The 14,927-nt window shown below is 45.0% G+C and carries 19 protein-coding genes; 10 read left to right on the top strand and 9 right to left on the bottom strand.

The annotated features are described in order from the left end of the window. Nucleotides 1–2: 2 nt before the first annotated feature. The 3 genes from CVN76_RS17005 (at nt 3) to CVN76_RS31090 (ending at nt 2,908) form a co-directional block, all read left to right on the top strand. Nucleotides 3–1,469 (top strand): o-succinylbenzoate--CoA ligase, encoded by a 1,467-nt coding sequence (locus tag CVN76_RS17005; RefSeq protein WP_232732300.1) that lies wholly within the window; start codon nt 3–5, stop codon nt 1,467–1,469. Beyond that, the gene (gene menC, locus CVN76_RS17000) at nt 1,466–2,569 is read left to right on the top strand and encodes an o-succinylbenzoate synthase (RefSeq protein WP_100532241.1); all 1,104 of its coding nucleotides are present in this window, start codon (nt 1,466–1,468) and stop codon (nt 2,567–2,569) included. The genes CVN76_RS17005 and menC overlap by 4 nt, the downstream gene beginning before the upstream one ends. A 192-nt stretch (nt 2,570–2,761) precedes the next feature. Further along, nucleotides 2,762–2,908, top strand: coding sequence for a hypothetical protein (locus CVN76_RS31090; RefSeq protein WP_157805689.1), 147 nt, complete (start codon nt 2,762–2,764; stop codon nt 2,906–2,908). A gap of 54 nt (nt 2,909–2,962) precedes the next feature. On the opposite strand, the gene CVN76_RS16995 is transcribed toward CVN76_RS31090, so the two are convergent. Further along, a complete protein-coding gene (locus tag CVN76_RS16995) occupies nt 2,963–3,658 on the bottom strand; it encodes a response regulator (protein ID WP_100532240.1) in 696 nt (231 codons plus the stop codon). Next, nucleotides 3,651–5,261, bottom strand: a complete 1,611-nt coding sequence (locus CVN76_RS16990; protein WP_157805688.1) for an ATP-binding protein — start codon at nt 5,259–5,261, stop codon at nt 3,651–3,653. The genes CVN76_RS16995 and CVN76_RS16990 overlap by 8 nt, the downstream gene beginning before the upstream one ends. A gap of 141 nt (nt 5,262–5,402) precedes the next feature. Between CVN76_RS16990 and CVN76_RS16985 the strand changes: the two genes are divergently transcribed. Beyond that, on the top strand, nt 5,403–6,467 hold the full coding sequence (locus CVN76_RS16985; RefSeq protein WP_100532239.1) for a DctP family TRAP transporter solute-binding subunit: 1,065 nt from the start codon (nt 5,403–5,405) through the stop codon (nt 6,465–6,467). Between the two features lie 49 nt (nt 6,468–6,516). Here the strand turns inward: CVN76_RS16985 and CVN76_RS16980 are convergent, their stop codons facing one another. Together CVN76_RS16980 and yidD are read right to left on the bottom strand one after the other, a co-directional pair. Beyond that, nucleotides 6,517–7,473, bottom strand: coding sequence for a metal ABC transporter solute-binding protein, Zn/Mn family (locus tag CVN76_RS16980; protein ID WP_100532238.1), 957 nt, complete (start codon nt 7,471–7,473; stop codon nt 6,517–6,519). 120 nt (nt 7,474–7,593) lie between these two features. Beyond that, nucleotides 7,594–7,815, bottom strand: a complete 222-nt coding sequence (gene yidD, locus CVN76_RS16975; protein ID WP_397251469.1) for a membrane protein insertion efficiency factor YidD — start codon at nt 7,813–7,815, stop codon at nt 7,594–7,596. Nucleotides 7,816–8,021: 206 nt separating this feature from the next. Between yidD and CVN76_RS16970 the strand changes: the two genes are divergently transcribed. Further along, nucleotides 8,022–8,495 carry an S-ribosylhomocysteine lyase gene (locus CVN76_RS16970; RefSeq protein WP_061142083.1) on the top strand — a complete coding sequence of 158 codons (474 nt, stop codon included), beginning with the start codon at nt 8,022–8,024 and terminating at the stop codon, nt 8,493–8,495. Nucleotides 8,496–8,530: 35 nt separating this feature from the next. On the opposite strand, the gene ytzI is transcribed toward CVN76_RS16970, so the two are convergent. Then, nucleotides 8,531–8,686, bottom strand: a complete 156-nt coding sequence (ytzI, locus tag CVN76_RS16965; RefSeq protein ID WP_081092389.1) for a YtzI protein — start codon at nt 8,684–8,686, stop codon at nt 8,531–8,533. Nucleotides 8,687–8,807: 121 nt separating this feature from the next. Here ytzI and CVN76_RS16960 point away from each other — a divergent pair, with 121 nt between their 5' ends. Further along, a complete protein-coding gene (locus CVN76_RS16960; RefSeq protein ID WP_061142082.1) occupies nt 8,808–9,248 on the top strand; it encodes a Dps family protein in 441 nt (146 codons plus the stop codon). A 95-nt stretch (nt 9,249–9,343) separates the two neighbouring features. On the opposite strand, the gene CVN76_RS16955 is transcribed toward CVN76_RS16960, so the two are convergent. Continuing rightward, the gene (locus tag CVN76_RS16955; RefSeq protein WP_057915644.1) at nt 9,344–9,601 is read right to left on the bottom strand and encodes a DUF6154 family protein; all 258 of its coding nucleotides are present in this window, start codon (nt 9,599–9,601) and stop codon (nt 9,344–9,346) included. Nucleotides 9,602–9,837: 236 nt separating this feature from the next. Here CVN76_RS16955 and CVN76_RS16950 point away from each other — a divergent pair, with 236 nt between their 5' ends. Together CVN76_RS16950 and ytkD are read left to right on the top strand one after the other, a co-directional pair. Next, nucleotides 9,838–10,188, top strand: a complete 351-nt coding sequence (locus CVN76_RS16950; RefSeq protein WP_198512585.1) for a hydrolase — start codon at nt 9,838–9,840, stop codon at nt 10,186–10,188. A 106-nt stretch (nt 10,189–10,294) separates the two neighbouring features. Further along, nucleotides 10,295–10,756: an RNA deprotection pyrophosphohydrolase gene (gene ytkD, locus CVN76_RS16945; RefSeq protein WP_100532235.1), complete on the top strand. Its 462-nt coding sequence runs from the start codon at nt 10,295–10,297 to the stop codon at nt 10,754–10,756. Between the two features lie 254 nt (nt 10,757–11,010). On the opposite strand, the gene CVN76_RS16940 is transcribed toward ytkD, so the two are convergent. The 3 genes from CVN76_RS16940 to CVN76_RS16930 are packed head-to-tail and all read right to left on the bottom strand — an operon-like array spanning nt 11,011 to nt 13,585. Further along, nucleotides 11,011–11,802 carry an ABC transporter permease gene (locus tag CVN76_RS16940; RefSeq protein ID WP_232732297.1) on the bottom strand — a complete coding sequence of 264 codons (792 nt, stop codon included), beginning with the start codon at nt 11,800–11,802 and terminating at the stop codon, nt 11,011–11,013. Continuing rightward, nucleotides 11,792–12,562, bottom strand: coding sequence for an ABC transporter ATP-binding protein (locus CVN76_RS16935; protein ID WP_061142078.1), 771 nt, complete (start codon nt 12,560–12,562; stop codon nt 11,792–11,794). Before CVN76_RS16935 ends, CVN76_RS16940 begins: the two co-directional genes overlap by 11 nt. Before the next feature lie 30 nt (nt 12,563–12,592). After that, a complete protein-coding gene (locus tag CVN76_RS16930) occupies nt 12,593–13,585 on the bottom strand; it encodes an ABC transporter substrate-binding protein (RefSeq protein ID WP_100532233.1) in 993 nt (330 codons plus the stop codon). 131 nt (nt 13,586–13,716) lie between these two features. Between CVN76_RS16930 and CVN76_RS16925 the strand changes: the two genes are divergently transcribed. Beyond that, complete coding sequence (locus CVN76_RS16925; protein ID WP_100532232.1) at nt 13,717–14,508, top strand: alpha/beta hydrolase family protein; 792 nt, start codon at nt 13,717–13,719, stop codon at nt 14,506–14,508. Nucleotides 14,509–14,555: 47 nt separating this feature from the next. Then, the gene (locus tag CVN76_RS16920) at nt 14,556–14,798 is read left to right on the top strand and encodes a DUF2584 domain-containing protein (protein ID WP_061142075.1); all 243 of its coding nucleotides are present in this window, start codon (nt 14,556–14,558) and stop codon (nt 14,796–14,798) included. Nucleotides 14,799–14,927 lie beyond the last annotated feature (129 nt).

Below are 14,927 nucleotides of genomic sequence, written 5' to 3'. Positions count from 1 at the left end.
AGTTGCCAAACTGGCTCAAGAACCGGGCTCATCTTTCACCAGATCGCCCGGCCATCGAGTTTGAAGGTCAGACGTATAGCTTTCTGGAGCTGCATACATTAACGGAGAAAATGGCACGCAGGCTGGCCAGCGCCGGTCTCAAGGCTGGCGATTCATGCGCAGTGCTGCTCCGTAATCATATTGACGGCGTCATCACCATCCATGCCCTATTTTATCTCGGTGTGAAGATCGTGATGCTGAATAATAAATTAACGGCAAAGGAATTGTCGTGGCAGGTCGAGGACAGCGGTGCTTCCTATTTGCTCTCTGAAGGCTCCTTCGCAAGCAAGCTTGATGATATGGCGGGGAATCTTCTTGAGTTGCCCCTTCTTTTTTTCGAACAATTGCCAAATGAAAGAACGGCAGAGATCCTTCAGGAGTTTTATCTGGAGGATACCGCTACGATCATGTACACATCGGGCACGACAGGAAATCCAAAGGGTGTGATCCAATCTTTCGGCAATCATTGGTGGAGTGCCGTCGGATCGGTGTTGAACCTTGGATTGCACGAGGGGGATACCTGGTATTGTGCGGTTCCTATCTTTCATATCAGCGGTCTTTCCATCCTGATGAAAAGCGTGATTTATGGGATGAAGGTCGTCTTGGCCGAGCGGTTCGATGAACGGGAAGCGAACAAGGCAATCCAGGAAAATGGCGTGACGATCATTTCGGTCGTGACGACGATGCTTAATAGGATGGTGCATGATTTGAAAGGAGCAAGCTATCCAGACGACTTTCGCTGCATGCTGTTAGGCGGAGGACCTGCGCCCATTCATTTACTGGAAGCCTGCAAGGAAAAAAAAATCCCGGTCTATCAATCATATGGGATGACGGAAACATCTTCTCAGATCGTGACGCTGGCTCCGGAGTACAGCATGACGAAAATCGGTTCGGCAGGAAAACCATTATTTCCTTCGCAGCTACGGATCGAGAAGGATGGCAAGGTGTCCGGACCTGGTGAGGCGGGGGAAATCGTTGTTTCGGGTCCGAATGTGACAAAAGGCTACTTCAACCGGCTGGATGCCACACAGCAGGCGATTAGTGACGGCTGGCTTTATACGGGAGATCTTGGTTACTTGGATGAAGATGGCTTTTTATATGTTCTTGACCGGCGATCGGATTTAATCATCTCCGGCGGTGAAAATGTCTATCCGGCCGAAATTGAAAATGTCCTCGGTAAGCATCCTGATGTTTTCGAAGCGGGAGTGACGGGGACCGAAGATGAAAAATGGGGACAGGTTCCGCTCGCTTTTGTCGTCTTGCATCAAGGGGCGGAGCTAAGTGAGAGCGACCTGCTTGATTATTGCAGGCAATCCCTGGCTTCATATAAAATCCCCCGGAACGTGATTTTTTGCAAGAGTCTTCCGCGAAATGGGGCCAGCAAGCTGCTGAGAAGGGAACTGAAGAAGGGAATGGAGGAGTGGCAATGAAGGTATCGTCCATTACGCTAAAGGTCATCAAGGCCCCTTTAAAGCAGCCATTCAAGACGCATCTCGAAACCGTGAACGACAGGGAAGTCATCATTGTCGAAGCCCAAGATAAAGATGGGCTGATTGGATACGGGGAAGCGGTGCCCTTTTCGAGTCCTTGGTACACCGAGGAAACGATCAAAACATGCTTTCATATGCTGGAGGATTTCTTGATTCCGTTGACATTGGCAAGTAAGCCCCGGCATCCCGGGGAGCTGCAGAGCTTATGGAGCGGGATCAGACGGAATGCGATGGCAAAGTCGGCATTGGAACAGGCCATCGTCGATCTATATGCGAAGCAGGAGGAAATCTATCTCGGACGGTTGTTTGGCGGTGAACGAAGCGAGGTCGCCGCAGGCGTGGTCATCGCTTCCCATGATGTGGAAGAGGCGATGCGCCAGATTGAAGGCTTTTCCCAATCGGGTTATCAAAGATATAAGATAAAAATCGATCCTCGTCACGATATCGAGTTTTTATCGCAAATTCGCGGTGCTTATCCCGATATCCCGTTGATGGCGGATGCCAATTCAGCGTATACCCTTGATGATATCCCCCATCTGCAACAGCTTGATGACTATAAGCTGATGATGATTGAGCAACCACTGGGACATGACGACATCGTTGAACATTCCCGATTGCAAAAACAGCTGCAGACTCCGATTTGCCTGGATGAAAGCATCAATTCCTATCATGATGCCAATAGTGCCCTCTCACTTGGGAGCTGCGGGGTAATCAACATCAAGATGGCAAAAGTGGGCGGATGGACGGAAGCTGTCAAGATTCATGATCTTTGTGCGGAAAATGGCGTACCGGTATGGTGTGGCGGAATGATTGAATTTGGCATATCGCGTGCACATAATATTGCGCTTGCCACATTGAAGGGGTTCACGATTCCTGGGGACATTTCCTCCTCTTCCCGCTATTGGGAAGAAGATATCATCGAACCTGAAGTCGTCGTCGAGGGTGGAATGATCCAGGTCCCTGAAAGGGCCGGAATCGGTTTTTCGATCAATGAAAAGCGGCTCAGGGATTTGACCACGTACAGTGAAATATACAGGTGAAAACAGCAGAAGGGGGGCAAGCCTTGCCTCTTTTGCATGCAGTGAATTCCCGATTCTATATTCGTTTATTTCAAATATATTCATTTGGACCGAGTTCCTTTTTTTCGGAAAATGGGGCTTTGTCTATTTTTTTATTAGTGGATTATTTTGTATAATTAAATAAAATATAGAAAATAAGGGAGGAAGGGGAAAATGAAAAAACCGTACTTGATTGCGGAAATTCTGTTAAGAAGGGGCATGCCCGACTGCGTCATTAAAGAAGTGACGGCGCTGGCGGAATGCGAACTGTTTCTGTTGAAGAGAAAGTGGGGACTATATGATCGTAAGACAGGAGCGTGAATGGATCGATGGAAGGGAACCGTTTACCTTTTGTCCGGTCCCCGATGCAGGTGGTCAAGGTTTTTTGAGCCGATACCGATTGACTGGGCGGCCGATGCTGCCATACTGAACATCAAGCAAAAGCGTTTCTTCGCCATGTAAGTATTCCAGATAACGCCGGGCTGTCACCCTGGCAATGCCAATCCCGTCAGCGACCTCTTCCGCCGATAAAGATCCAGGTGTGTTTTTTATGAACTTCGTCACCTGCTCAAGTGTCGCACCATTCAATCCTTTGGGTACTTCGGATTTCGGAACCGCCTCAGAAGGTATTTCATTTTGAAAGAGAATTCGATCGAGCTCAGTTTGAGAGATGTGATGGTCCGGTTCAACCTCCATCCGAAAAGCAAAATATTGTTCCAGCGTATGTTTTAGCCTTTCGAACTTAAATGGCTTGATTAAATAATCGAAAGCCCCGTTTTGTATCATTTTTCGAATGGTTTTCTGGTCATTGGCCGCCGAAATGATGATGACATCCACATCGATTCGTTCTTTTCTAATCTGATAAAGTGTATCGATTCCGTTTAAAGAAGGCATGAAGATATCCAAAATGACAAGATCGGGTGCGAATTGCCTGATTTTTTCCAGCCCTTCAAGCCCATTTGAAGCCGTATCAATGATTGTAAAGGCAGGCAGGCGCTCAATGAACTGTTTATTGACCTCTTGGACCATTGGGTCGTCTTCAATTAAAAGTACACGAATATTATTAGTCATGTTGATTCTCCTCTATGTCATGCATCGGAAAAGTAAGAAAAAAGCTGGTTCCTTCATCGGGACGCGTCGTGAATTTCAGTTCGCCCTTCGCTTTTGTTACGATTTGATCTATTAGATAAAGCCCAATTCCAGATCCGTCCGCACCTTTTGTCGTAAATCCATAATCGAATATCTCTCCATGTATGCCCTCGTCGATGCCTGGCCCGTTATCCTCCAGTACGATTTGGCAATGATGTTCATCCTGGTAGATCGATAGATAAACCTGCTTAGTTTCTTCTGCGCAGTATTTTAGAGCGGCAAAGGAATTTTCAATCAGGTTCCCGATAATCAAAACAAAATCATGATGATCCATATCGGCAGGGAAACGGTCCAATTTCGTGTGCTTATCCATGATGAGTTCGATTCCCAGTTCACGTCCCAAAGAAATCTTGCTTAAGATGAGCCCCACTAAATTATCATCGTGAATGTGCTTCGTTAAAAATCTGGTCAATTCCTCTTGCTCTTCGGTGATTTGAAAAATATATTGCAATGCATCGTCCAGATTCCCAAGCTGGATCAATCCTGCTATCGTATGGAGTTTGTTCATATGTTCATGGTTTTGAACACGCAGGGCTTCGACGAATGCCTTGACGCTGGTCAACTCTTCAGCTAGCTTCGTCACATCGGTCCGATCCTGGAAAATCGCGACGGCCCCGATGGTCTTATCGGCAATCTTGATGGGCACCCGGTTGCTGACGATATTCCTGTTCTGAACGGATATTTCCTGATTGAAGATCGGGGAAGTCCGATCGAGCACTTCGGGAAGCCGGGTGTCGTGGATGATGTCATTGATATTCCGGCCGATGACATCCCCGCTGATATCGAGCATCTGCTTCGCCTTTTCATTGAAGATCGTGATGATCTGATTGTTATCAATGGCGATCACCCCTTCATGCATGGCATTGAAGGCAGCTGTCCTTTCGACTAACATCCGTGAAATTTCATGCGGTTCAAGTTGAAAGGTTTCTTTTTTGATTCTCCTTGCCATGAGCCAGGAGCCGCAAACACCGAACAAGAGTGTAAGAAAGAGGATGATCGCGATTTCACCCTTCAAATCCTTGATTAGCTCCGGGATCGTCGGCAAAATGTTCCCGACAAGAACGACACCGATCTGCTCGTTATCGTCATCCAGGATTGGAACGAAGGCACGTAAGGAAATGCCAAGCTCCCCAGCTGCCTTTGAAAGATATTCATGTTCAGCGAATGCTGCACTTTCATCGGTGCTGTTGGACGTGGTCCCCAATTGGCTGAACACAGGATGGGAATAGCGTATATGCTGATTATTCAGGACAACGATATAATCTGCTTGATGGATTTTCCTCAGGTTTTCAATGATCGGGTTCAGCTGAATCCAGCCTTCAGGTTCCCGGACCCATTTTTGGACATCCGGGAGCTCTGCGATCGTATGGGCAGTGATCATCGAGCGTTTGCCGATTTCATCTTCCCTGACGGAAACGATATTGCCAAATATAAAAATTCCGCCTATAAGTATCGAAAAAGCGACGATTACGAATGACAGCAGGGTGATTTTTAGTTGAATGGGCATATGAAAGGATTTTTCCATGAGTGTTCCTCCAGTACTTCTAAACTTAATAGTACCAGAATTTTTGCCTCTTTTCGCTATTTTTCGCGCATTGTATTACGACAGGAAAAAGGCTGTGATAGAATAGATATCATGTGAAGTGAGCGGTAAGGAGCTGTCGAAATGCGAGAATTATGGGGGTATTTCCTGTTAATTGGCATGGGACTTCTGATAGCGGTGTATATCTCGTTTCAATCGTTCTTTGCAAGCTTCGGCTTCAATCTGCCGAGCGATGAAGAACAGGAGGGGATGGAGGACCAAATCGTCATTAAATTCAGCCATGTCGTTGCCGAGAATACGCCTAAAGGGCTGGCTGCGAACCGGTTTGCCAACCTTGTTGATGAATATACCGACCATCGTGTCAAAATAGAGGTCTATCCGAATCAATCTTTATATAGCGATCATGAAGAAATCGATGCATTACAAAAAAACAAGGTGCAGATGATAGCACCTACTACTTCCAAAGTTACGAATCTATCAAAAAAATGGCTGCTTTTGGATCTTCCCTACGTCTTTCCGACGGACGCTGCCTTGCAGGAAGCCTTGAATGGGGAAGTGGGGGAAGAGCTGCTTACGTCGATGAATGTGATTGATATTGAAGGACTTGCTTTCTGGTCGAATAATTACAAGCAAATGACAAGCAATGAACCGATCCGGCATCCCGAGGACCTATCAGGAAAGAATTTCAGGATCATGCCAAGTGCAGTCCTCGAAAGCCAATTCGAGCACTTTGGGGCATCGACATCGGAGCTGGAATTCAATGATACGTTCAAGAGCCTTGAAATCAACAAAACGGACAGCCAGGAAAATACGATTTCGAATATCTATTCGAAGAAATTATATGAGGTGCAAAAATACTTAACCATCAGTGATCATGGATATTTAGGCTATGTCGTATTGGTAAACAAGCCGTTTTGGGATCAGCTTCCTCCGGATATCTGTAAGCAGATTCAACGGGCAATGGATGATACAACGAAATGGCTGTGGGTCAAATCGAATGAATTGAATCAGGAACAGCTCAGGGAAATCAAGCAAAAATCGAATATCGACATCTATGAATTATCTGACCAAGAAAAGAAAGAATGGATGAACGGGCTGACCGTCATCTATCCGGAATTCGAATCGATCATAGGACCGGAATTGATGAGGAAGATGGAAGTTATCCGTGAGAAGTATGTAGAAGAATAACCAGAAAAAAGAAGCGGCCCAATCGGGATCCGCTTCTTTTTTTTTCTAATCACTGCAATGCCGTTTGCAATGTTTTTATGTTTTTTTCCATTAAGCTGAAGTAATCTTCACCAGCTTTAATATCATTATCCGTCAGTACGGAAAGGTTATGGAGCGTCAGCGATTTCGCTCCCATTTCCTTTTGGATGATCTCGGTAAGTTTAGAACTGATATTTTGCTCAAAGATGACATAGTTCAAATCCTCCTCATCCGCCATGGTTACGATTTTTGCCAGTTCCTTTTGGGAAGGCTCATTGGATGACGTTAACCCTGTGACACCAATCTGTTCAAGGCCGTAGCGATCCTCCCAATACCCGTATGCGGAATGGGAAACGATGATCTTTTTGGTCCGGCCAGCCTCGATTGTCGTTGCCAATTTTTCATCAAGTGCGTTCAGCTTTTTAGCAAGCTCGTTGAAATGGCTGTTGAAATATTCCTTTTTCTCAGGCATTTGCTTCGTCAACTCATCCCTGATGCTTTTTGCCATTTCAATGGAATAAATCGGATCCAACCACAAATGGGGATTGACCCCGCCGTGATCATGACCGTCTTCTTCATGTGCGTGCTCGTGCTCATCTTCGTGTGCATGCTCAGCTGCATCCAAGTGGACCGTTTCACCTATAGCGACCGTGGCGACTCCCTCTTTGCTTAAAATCGGCTCGGCCTTCGTTACGAAACCTTCAAGATTATAGCCGATATAGAAAAATAGGTCCGATTTCGCCATTTTTACGATATCCTTTTGTGAAGGATCAAACGAATGTTCATCCGTTCCGGGAGGATAAACGGTATCGACGTTAACGTATTCCCCGCCAATTGCCTCCGTGAAGTATTGCAGGGGATAAACCGTCGTATATATATCCAAGGTATCCTTTTTTGAATCAGCGGTATTTTTTTCCTTTGAGTTTCCGCAGGCTGATAACAGCAGCACGATAACCAGGAAAAGCGAAAGCCATGCTCGGTTCTTCATATGAATTGCTCCTTTTTAATTCGGATTGATTACGATTTGGAATGTATGTGTAAAAACGAAATCATTACGATTTGACTTCTGTATAATACAAAAAATCAAGGAAGAAAGCAAGGCTTTTTTCTAATGGCCTTCATCTTTTTTCTTTTTTTCCGGAACCGGATCGATGCCGCCTGGATGGAACGGATGACATTTAAGAATCCGGACAATGGCCAACCAGCTTCCTTTAATTGGGCCGAACCGATTGATCGCTTCCAGTCCATAATGGGAACAAGTCGGGTAAAAACGGCAGGTAGGCGGTTTTAATGGAGAAATGGCAATTTGATAAAAACGAATGATTCCCATTAAAAATTTTTTTAACAAAAGCCTTCAACTCTTTTCACGTAAATTCACTGCCATTCATTATAGCATATTTTCCTTTGTGCCAATAATGTTGAAGCAGGAATAAACTTAATAAAACCGATGGAAATAATAAGAATTTATTTAAAAGGATGAAATAAATTGTCTTTCAAGGTAAAATAGAGAGGAAATACTATTAAGGAGTGAATGGAATGCCTTCAGTTGAAAGCTTTGAATTAGATCATGATGCTGTTAAAGCCCCATATGTAAGACATTGCGGTGTCCATAAGGTCGGAACAGATGGTGTTGTCAATAAATTCGATATCCGTTTTTGCCAGCCAAATAAACAAGCGATGAAGCCGGATACGATCCATACTTTGGAACATTTGCTTGCATTCAATATCCGTAAGCATTCTGAGCAGTACAGCCATTTCGATATTATCGACATTTCGCCAATGGGCTGCCAAACGGGGTATTACCTTGTTGTCAGCGGTGAGCCGACAGTAACGGAAATCATCGATGTCCTTGAAGACACATTCAAGGATGCTGTTGAAATCACGGAAATTCCTGCTGCAAATGAAAAACAATGCGGCCAAGCAAAGCTGCATGACCTTGAAGGTGCCAAGAAGTTAATGAAATTCTGGCTTGCGCAAGATAAACAAGATCTTCATAAAGTTTTCGGTTAATGAAAAAATCCTGTCATTTTGTGACAGGATTTTTTTTATTTTCGCGGTTCTTCATTCTTCGCCTCTTCCTCGGGCAAAGGATCGATCGGATCGATGGTGTGCTTGTAACTGTATCCTTTTCCGATAGTCAGGATGGATAAAGCCAAGACGACCAGAATCACAATAATGGAAATGATTAAAACCGTGATCATTCTTCACAGCTCCTAACGTTCACAATTTACATTCATTTTAGCATAAGAGCGATAAGAATATGTTTCAATTTCTGATTAGAGGGAATCATAAAGTATAACCAACTTACGGAGGTAGATATTTATGGCTCAGAAAAAATTAGGAAAATTAGTGAACAAGGAAATTGCCAATTTCAGTGTCCTTTACACAAAAATCCACAATTACCACTGGTTCGTGAATGGACCCCACTTCTTTGAACTTCACCAAAAATTGGAAGAGTTATATGTGGAAATCACAGCCAATTATGACGAATTGGCCGAGCGATTGCTGGCGATTGGCGAAAAACCAGTTGCTACCCTTAAAGAGTATTTAGAATTAACGACCCTTGAAGAAGCGACAGGCAATGAAAATACGGAGGATATGGTCCAAAGCGTCATCAATGACTTCGAGAAGCTTTCTGAAGAGTTCCTCGAAATCATCGAGGCTGCTGAAGAGGAAGACCCAGTTACGGCTGATATGCTGACAAGCATGAAGAAAAGCTTCAATAAACATGCATGGATGCTTCGTGCATACTTAGGACATTAATATTGGCTGAGAGTCCCTGCTTCGGCAGGGCTTTTTTTTTATGGCGTAAAACAAAAAGGCATCCATCTAGAGAAGGACACCTGACAAGGTATGTATTAATGGATATTCCGTGGCGGAAAATGTGTAGGTTTCGTATCGTCCATGCTATTTTGAGCAAATTTCCCTTTTAACGTTTCAATAATGTAAAGGCCCATTAGATTGGTTAGCTCTTGATCATCCATTTCTTGAAGTAATTCGAAAATTTCCTTACGGTCCAACTGCTCCAAAACCGCAAAAGTAAGCATATCAATATCTTCTTCATCACCAGTCAGCTTATTACGGTACATATTGTATAATTCTTCAATTAACTTCAAAACTTTTCACCTCACATTTGTTAGAAATCCGTTATCTCTTTATATGTAGGTTATCAAAAAAACCTCTGGGTGCATATAAAAATCTGAAGGGATGCTTGGGCTTATTATATGTTTTACCCTTTGAAAGATACTTTAATCTATTATTTAACATCTTTGTACTTCTGTAAACAAATTTTTCCATTGTATGATGTCGGGAATTACGTGAAAAATAAGCGTATGATATTTGGAAAGGGTGGATGAATGTGTCCGAAAACAGGAAAAAATATTACATCTGGCTTCCGACCGGGGAGATCACACAAGATAGGGAAAGCTCCCCGTGGAATTTCGAAATCGAGGCAACAGATAATGAGGTCATCCAGCTGCGCGAATTATTTGATTACAATTATTCTGTAGGCGAAGAAAATTTTTACCGGGCCCATGTCCCGTACCTGCAATATCATTTCGACAGGGAAAATGATAAGCAGGATATCACACTCCAAAAAATTTATGAAATGATCCATCAACTTGGAACGGAAGAGGGAAGAAGGCATATTGAAAGCATGGGAATCTTACAGGCAAAGCCAACGGACGATGGCCTCGAATATTGAGGGCCATCGTTTTATTGCCGTGAGGAAAATTCAAGCTGGATAGTGCGTTTTTTAATCCATATAATGAAGGAAGAGTCGAATATCATATATGGAGAGAAGGGAAAATATGCAAAGGTTTTTCGACAAGAACGGATATATGGTGGAACTCTCCGAAAAACCCGTATTTGGCGAGTCCTGGCATGTTTTCGTGCTCAGCAGGTTCAGGGGAAGATGGGTCTTGACCAAGCATAAACGCAGGGGCTTGGAGTTCCCTGGAGGCAAGCGGGAAGCAGGAGAGACATTAGAACAAGCAGCGATACGGGAAGTGCATGAAGAAACAGGCGGAATCGTTGAGCAACTGCAATTCCTGGGACAATACAAAGTTCACGATCCAATCAAGTCATTCGTTAAATCAATATACTTTGCCCAACTACGTAAGCTCGAAAAGAAAAATACCTATCTCGAAACGGACGGGCCCATCTTTTTGGACAGATTGCCGGACCAACCCGGCGAAGAATTCAGCTTCATCATGAAAGATGAAATCGTCCCCTGGAGCATCTCAAAGCTGAATGATGGTAACCTGCTATAAAAAGCCGGAATTGGCGAGTAAACTGCCAAAACTGAGGAGAAAGCGCCGGAATAGGAATGAGAAATTCGAATTCACGAGTAAAAGTCCAAAATTCACGAATAAACTGCCCAAACTCACGAATAAACAGACAAAATTCACGAATAAACTGCCTAAAATGAGGAGAAAGCAGTCAGAATCGCGAAAGTAGCCGAGATCCAAGCTCACGAGCTAATCTGGAGTAAAATGAAAACTGCCGACGGTTATCGGCAGTTGTGTCAGTCTTTGATTAGCTTGCGTTCGAGGAGTTCGACCAGTTGATACATGATGGTGGCAAAGACGGCGATGATCATCAAGGCGAGCATGACGAGAGTGAAGTTGAAGACTTGAAATCCATAAATGATCAGGTAGCCAAGCCCTTTAGCCGAGACAAGGAATTCACCGACGATGACGCCGACCCAGGAGAGGCCGACATTGACTTTCAGGGTCGAGATGATGGTCGGGAAGGATGCCGGTAATATGGCTTCCCGAAATGCTTGTGTTCTTGTAGCTCCGAATGTTTGGAGCACCTTCAGGTAGTTCGGGTCGACTTCGCGAAATGCGGTGTAGACGACGATGGTGGTGATGATGATGGAGATGATGGCCCCCATCGAGATGATGGATGGAAAGCCAGGACCGAATGCGACGATGATGATGGGACCCAGTGCGACTTTGGGCATGGCATTCAAGATGACGAGATAGGGGTCCAGTGTTTTTGACAACCGGGGCGACCACCAGAGGAGCGATGCCAGGACCGTTCCTAGCAGTGTCCCAATGATGAAGCCGAGTACGGTTTCAAAGAGGGTCACTCCGGAATGTGAAAGCAGGGTGCCATCACCCAACTTCTGTAGGAAAAGCTGCCATACTTTTGATGGTGAGCTGAAGATGAGCGGATCGATCCATTCCAATCGGGAGAATAGCTCCCAGCTGCTGAAAAATACAAGGAAAATCAGGATCTGATAAAGGCGGATGAGCCTGTTTTCCTTTTTCAAAGAGGTTTTATATTGTTTATGGAGTTGGTCAATATTCAAGGCTCTCAAGCTCCTTCCAGATTGTTTGGAAAAGAATGGGGTATTGCGGATGGTTGCGTGCATGGAATGGCATCAGCCCGCGCAATTCATCAGGTACTTCGAATGTTTTGTGCACTCTTCCAGGATTCGGGGAAAATAGATGGATGCGGTCGCTCATGGCTATGGCTTCCCCGATATCATGGGTGACGAGCACGGCTGTCTTTCCGAAGGATTTCAAGGTTTCAAAAACAAGATCCTCCAGCTTGAGCTTCGTTTGGTAATCAAGGGCCGAGAAGGGTTCATCAAGCAACAGGATCTTTGGGTCGACCGCCAGTGTCCGTGCCAGTGCGGCGCGTTGTCTCATTCCGCCTGAAAGTTCACGGGGATATAGCTTCCCGGTACCTCCCAGTCCAACGTCACTTAATAGCTTCAGCGTTTTTATCCTCTCAAGGCCTTCATCCTTTTTAATCAGTTTCAATCCCAATAAGATATTTTCTTCTATCGTTTTCCATGGAAAGAGATAATCCTGCTGCAGCATATAGCCGATGGAAGCGTCACTGTCGGCGTTCAATGGTTTATTTTCGAGCAGGATCTTTCCCGAGGTGGGCGGGAAAAGCCCGGCGATAATGGAAAGCAGGGTGGTCTTTCCGCAGCCGCTCGGACCTAGAAAAGAGACGAATTCACCTTTTTCAATGTCGAGGGAAATGTCCGCGAGTGCGGTCGCTGCCGTCTGATTTGAAAAATAAGTATGGTGAATGTCTTGGATTTTTAAAAAGCTCATGGATGGACATCCTCCTTACTGGTAGCTATGCTATTTTGCGGCTTTTTCTGCAAAATCGGTATTCACCAATTTATCATGGCTGACTCGTGCTGGCAGCTCGCCTGCCTCATCCATGATGTCTTGCAGATTGTTCCATTCTTCTTCATCCAGAATGGGGTCGGTGGCAAAGGAGCCTTGTTCTTTGTAACGGTTGATGACTGTTTCCATCGTTTCGACATTGATATCCTCGAAATAGGGCTGGATGACTTTGGCGGTTTCGGCGGCATCATGTTCCTGGACCCATTTTTGTGCTTTCTGCAATGCTCTTGTGAATTTCGCGACAGTTTCTTTGTCCTTTTTCAAATAGCTAGTTTTAGCCATATAAACCGTATAGGGGAGATGACCGGATTCGGTGCCGAAAGAAGCGACGATATGGCCTTTTCCTTCTTTTTCAAACACACTGGCTGTCGGCTCGAACAGCTGTACGAAATCGCCCGTTCCGGAAGCGAAGGCCGTGGCAATATTCGCAAAGTCTATATTTTGTATGAGGGTCAAATCTGTTTTTGGGTCGATGTCATGCTTTTTCAATACATATTCGCCGGCCATCTGGGGCATTCCGCCTTTTCGCTGGCCCAGGAATGTGGAACCTTTCAGCATCTCCCAATTGAAATTATCGATTTTTTCACGTGAAACAAGGAACGTTCCATCCGTCTGGGTTAATTGGGCGAAATTAATGACGGGGTCTTTCGAGCCTTGTGACTGTACGTAGATCGATGTTTCCGAGCCAACGAGAGCGATGTCCGCCCCATCGGACAGAAGCGCGGTCATGGTTTTATCGCCTCCGGCCGTCGTTTTCAAATCAATTTTTAAGCCCTCATCCTCAAAGAATCCCTTTTCTATCGCTACGTATTGAGGTGTATAGAAAAGGGAGCGGGTCACTTCGGCCACCCTGACCGTATCCTTTTTGCCACAAGCCCCGAGCGGAATGATCAGCATGCACAGAAGCAAACATATGACACCTGCTTTACACCATTTTTTCAACATTGCTTCCTCCTTGATAAATAGGTATTTTGCCTACAGTATCGTATGAAGGGTAGTGAAAAATGTGAATGCCTATCAGGGGATAAAAACAAGCGGATGTTTTACAATAAGAGTAGGAGAAAGGAGGGGAGAACTTGGAAAACGGAACGATCATTTCAAAACGGCGGTTCCCATCCCCGCATCCGCATATCCATCTTTATTCGGTTACTTACCTATCACAGGGGCTGAAGGTAAAGGGATTACTTGCCGAACCGGTCGATGGCCAAGTTCATGATGCCTTCTTATACTTACGCGGCGGGATTAAAAATGTCGGAAAGGTGAGGCCTGCAAGGATCGTTCAGTATGCAGCGGAAGGCTTCATCGTGTTCGCCCCTTTTTATCGTGGGAATCAAGGCGGTGAGGGGGATGAGGATTTTGCAGGCGAAGATCGATACGATGCGATATCAGGCTTCAACCTACTTGAACAGCATCCGCGGGTAAACAAGGATCACATCCATATCCTCGGATTTTCCCGCGGCGGCATCATGGCGCTTTGGACGGGGATACACTGCAGGACTGCAGCATCGATCGTCACATGGGGAGGCGTATCGGACATGTTCTTAACGTATGTCGAACGGGTAGATATGCGCCGGATGATGAAGCGGGTCATCGGCGGCACCCCGACAAAATGCCCGGATCAGTATGAATACCGTACACCCTTATTTGCGATTGAAGAATTGAATGTCCCTGTCCTGATCATTCACGGTGAAAAAGATGACAATGTGGCCATTGAACACGCCTATCGTCTGGAGAAGAGATTGAAGCTGCACGGCAAAGAAGTCGAAAGCTGGTATTTCACTCAATTCACCCATTACTTCCCACCTGCAGTCAACCGCAAAGTAGTCGAAGATTTAACATCTTGGATGAAAAATAAAACGGAAAAATGATAGAATGAAGTATAATCCAAGCATATTGAAAAGAGGAGGAGATTCACATGGGCATGCCCATCGAACTCAACACGATGATCGTTACAAAAGGAAATGAAACCCGCGAAGAAGAAAATATTTTCCGGCTCGCTAAAGATGGGTACCGGCTATACCCGATCGATATCCCAATCGATGTACGAAAAACGAAACAATCCGATACAAGTGGAACGGCCGTGATCCAAAAAGTCGAATGGACCGGTGAAAAAACCATCATCACTTACGAATTATTATCTTTGAACTCCACTAACTAATAATAGAAGCGCTTGCGGGGATGATTTTCACTGTAGGCGCTTTTTTTATTGATTCAGCTGGAAAAATTACACTAAATCACTCATAATCCGACCTACGCCGACAATAATCCGGCCGTCCACCTTCATAAT

This window comes from Bacillus sp. mrc49, from assembly GCF_002803435.1.
The sequence above is the reverse complement of the archived record's forward strand: the minus strand, read 5'-3'. Positions and strand labels throughout refer to the sequence as shown.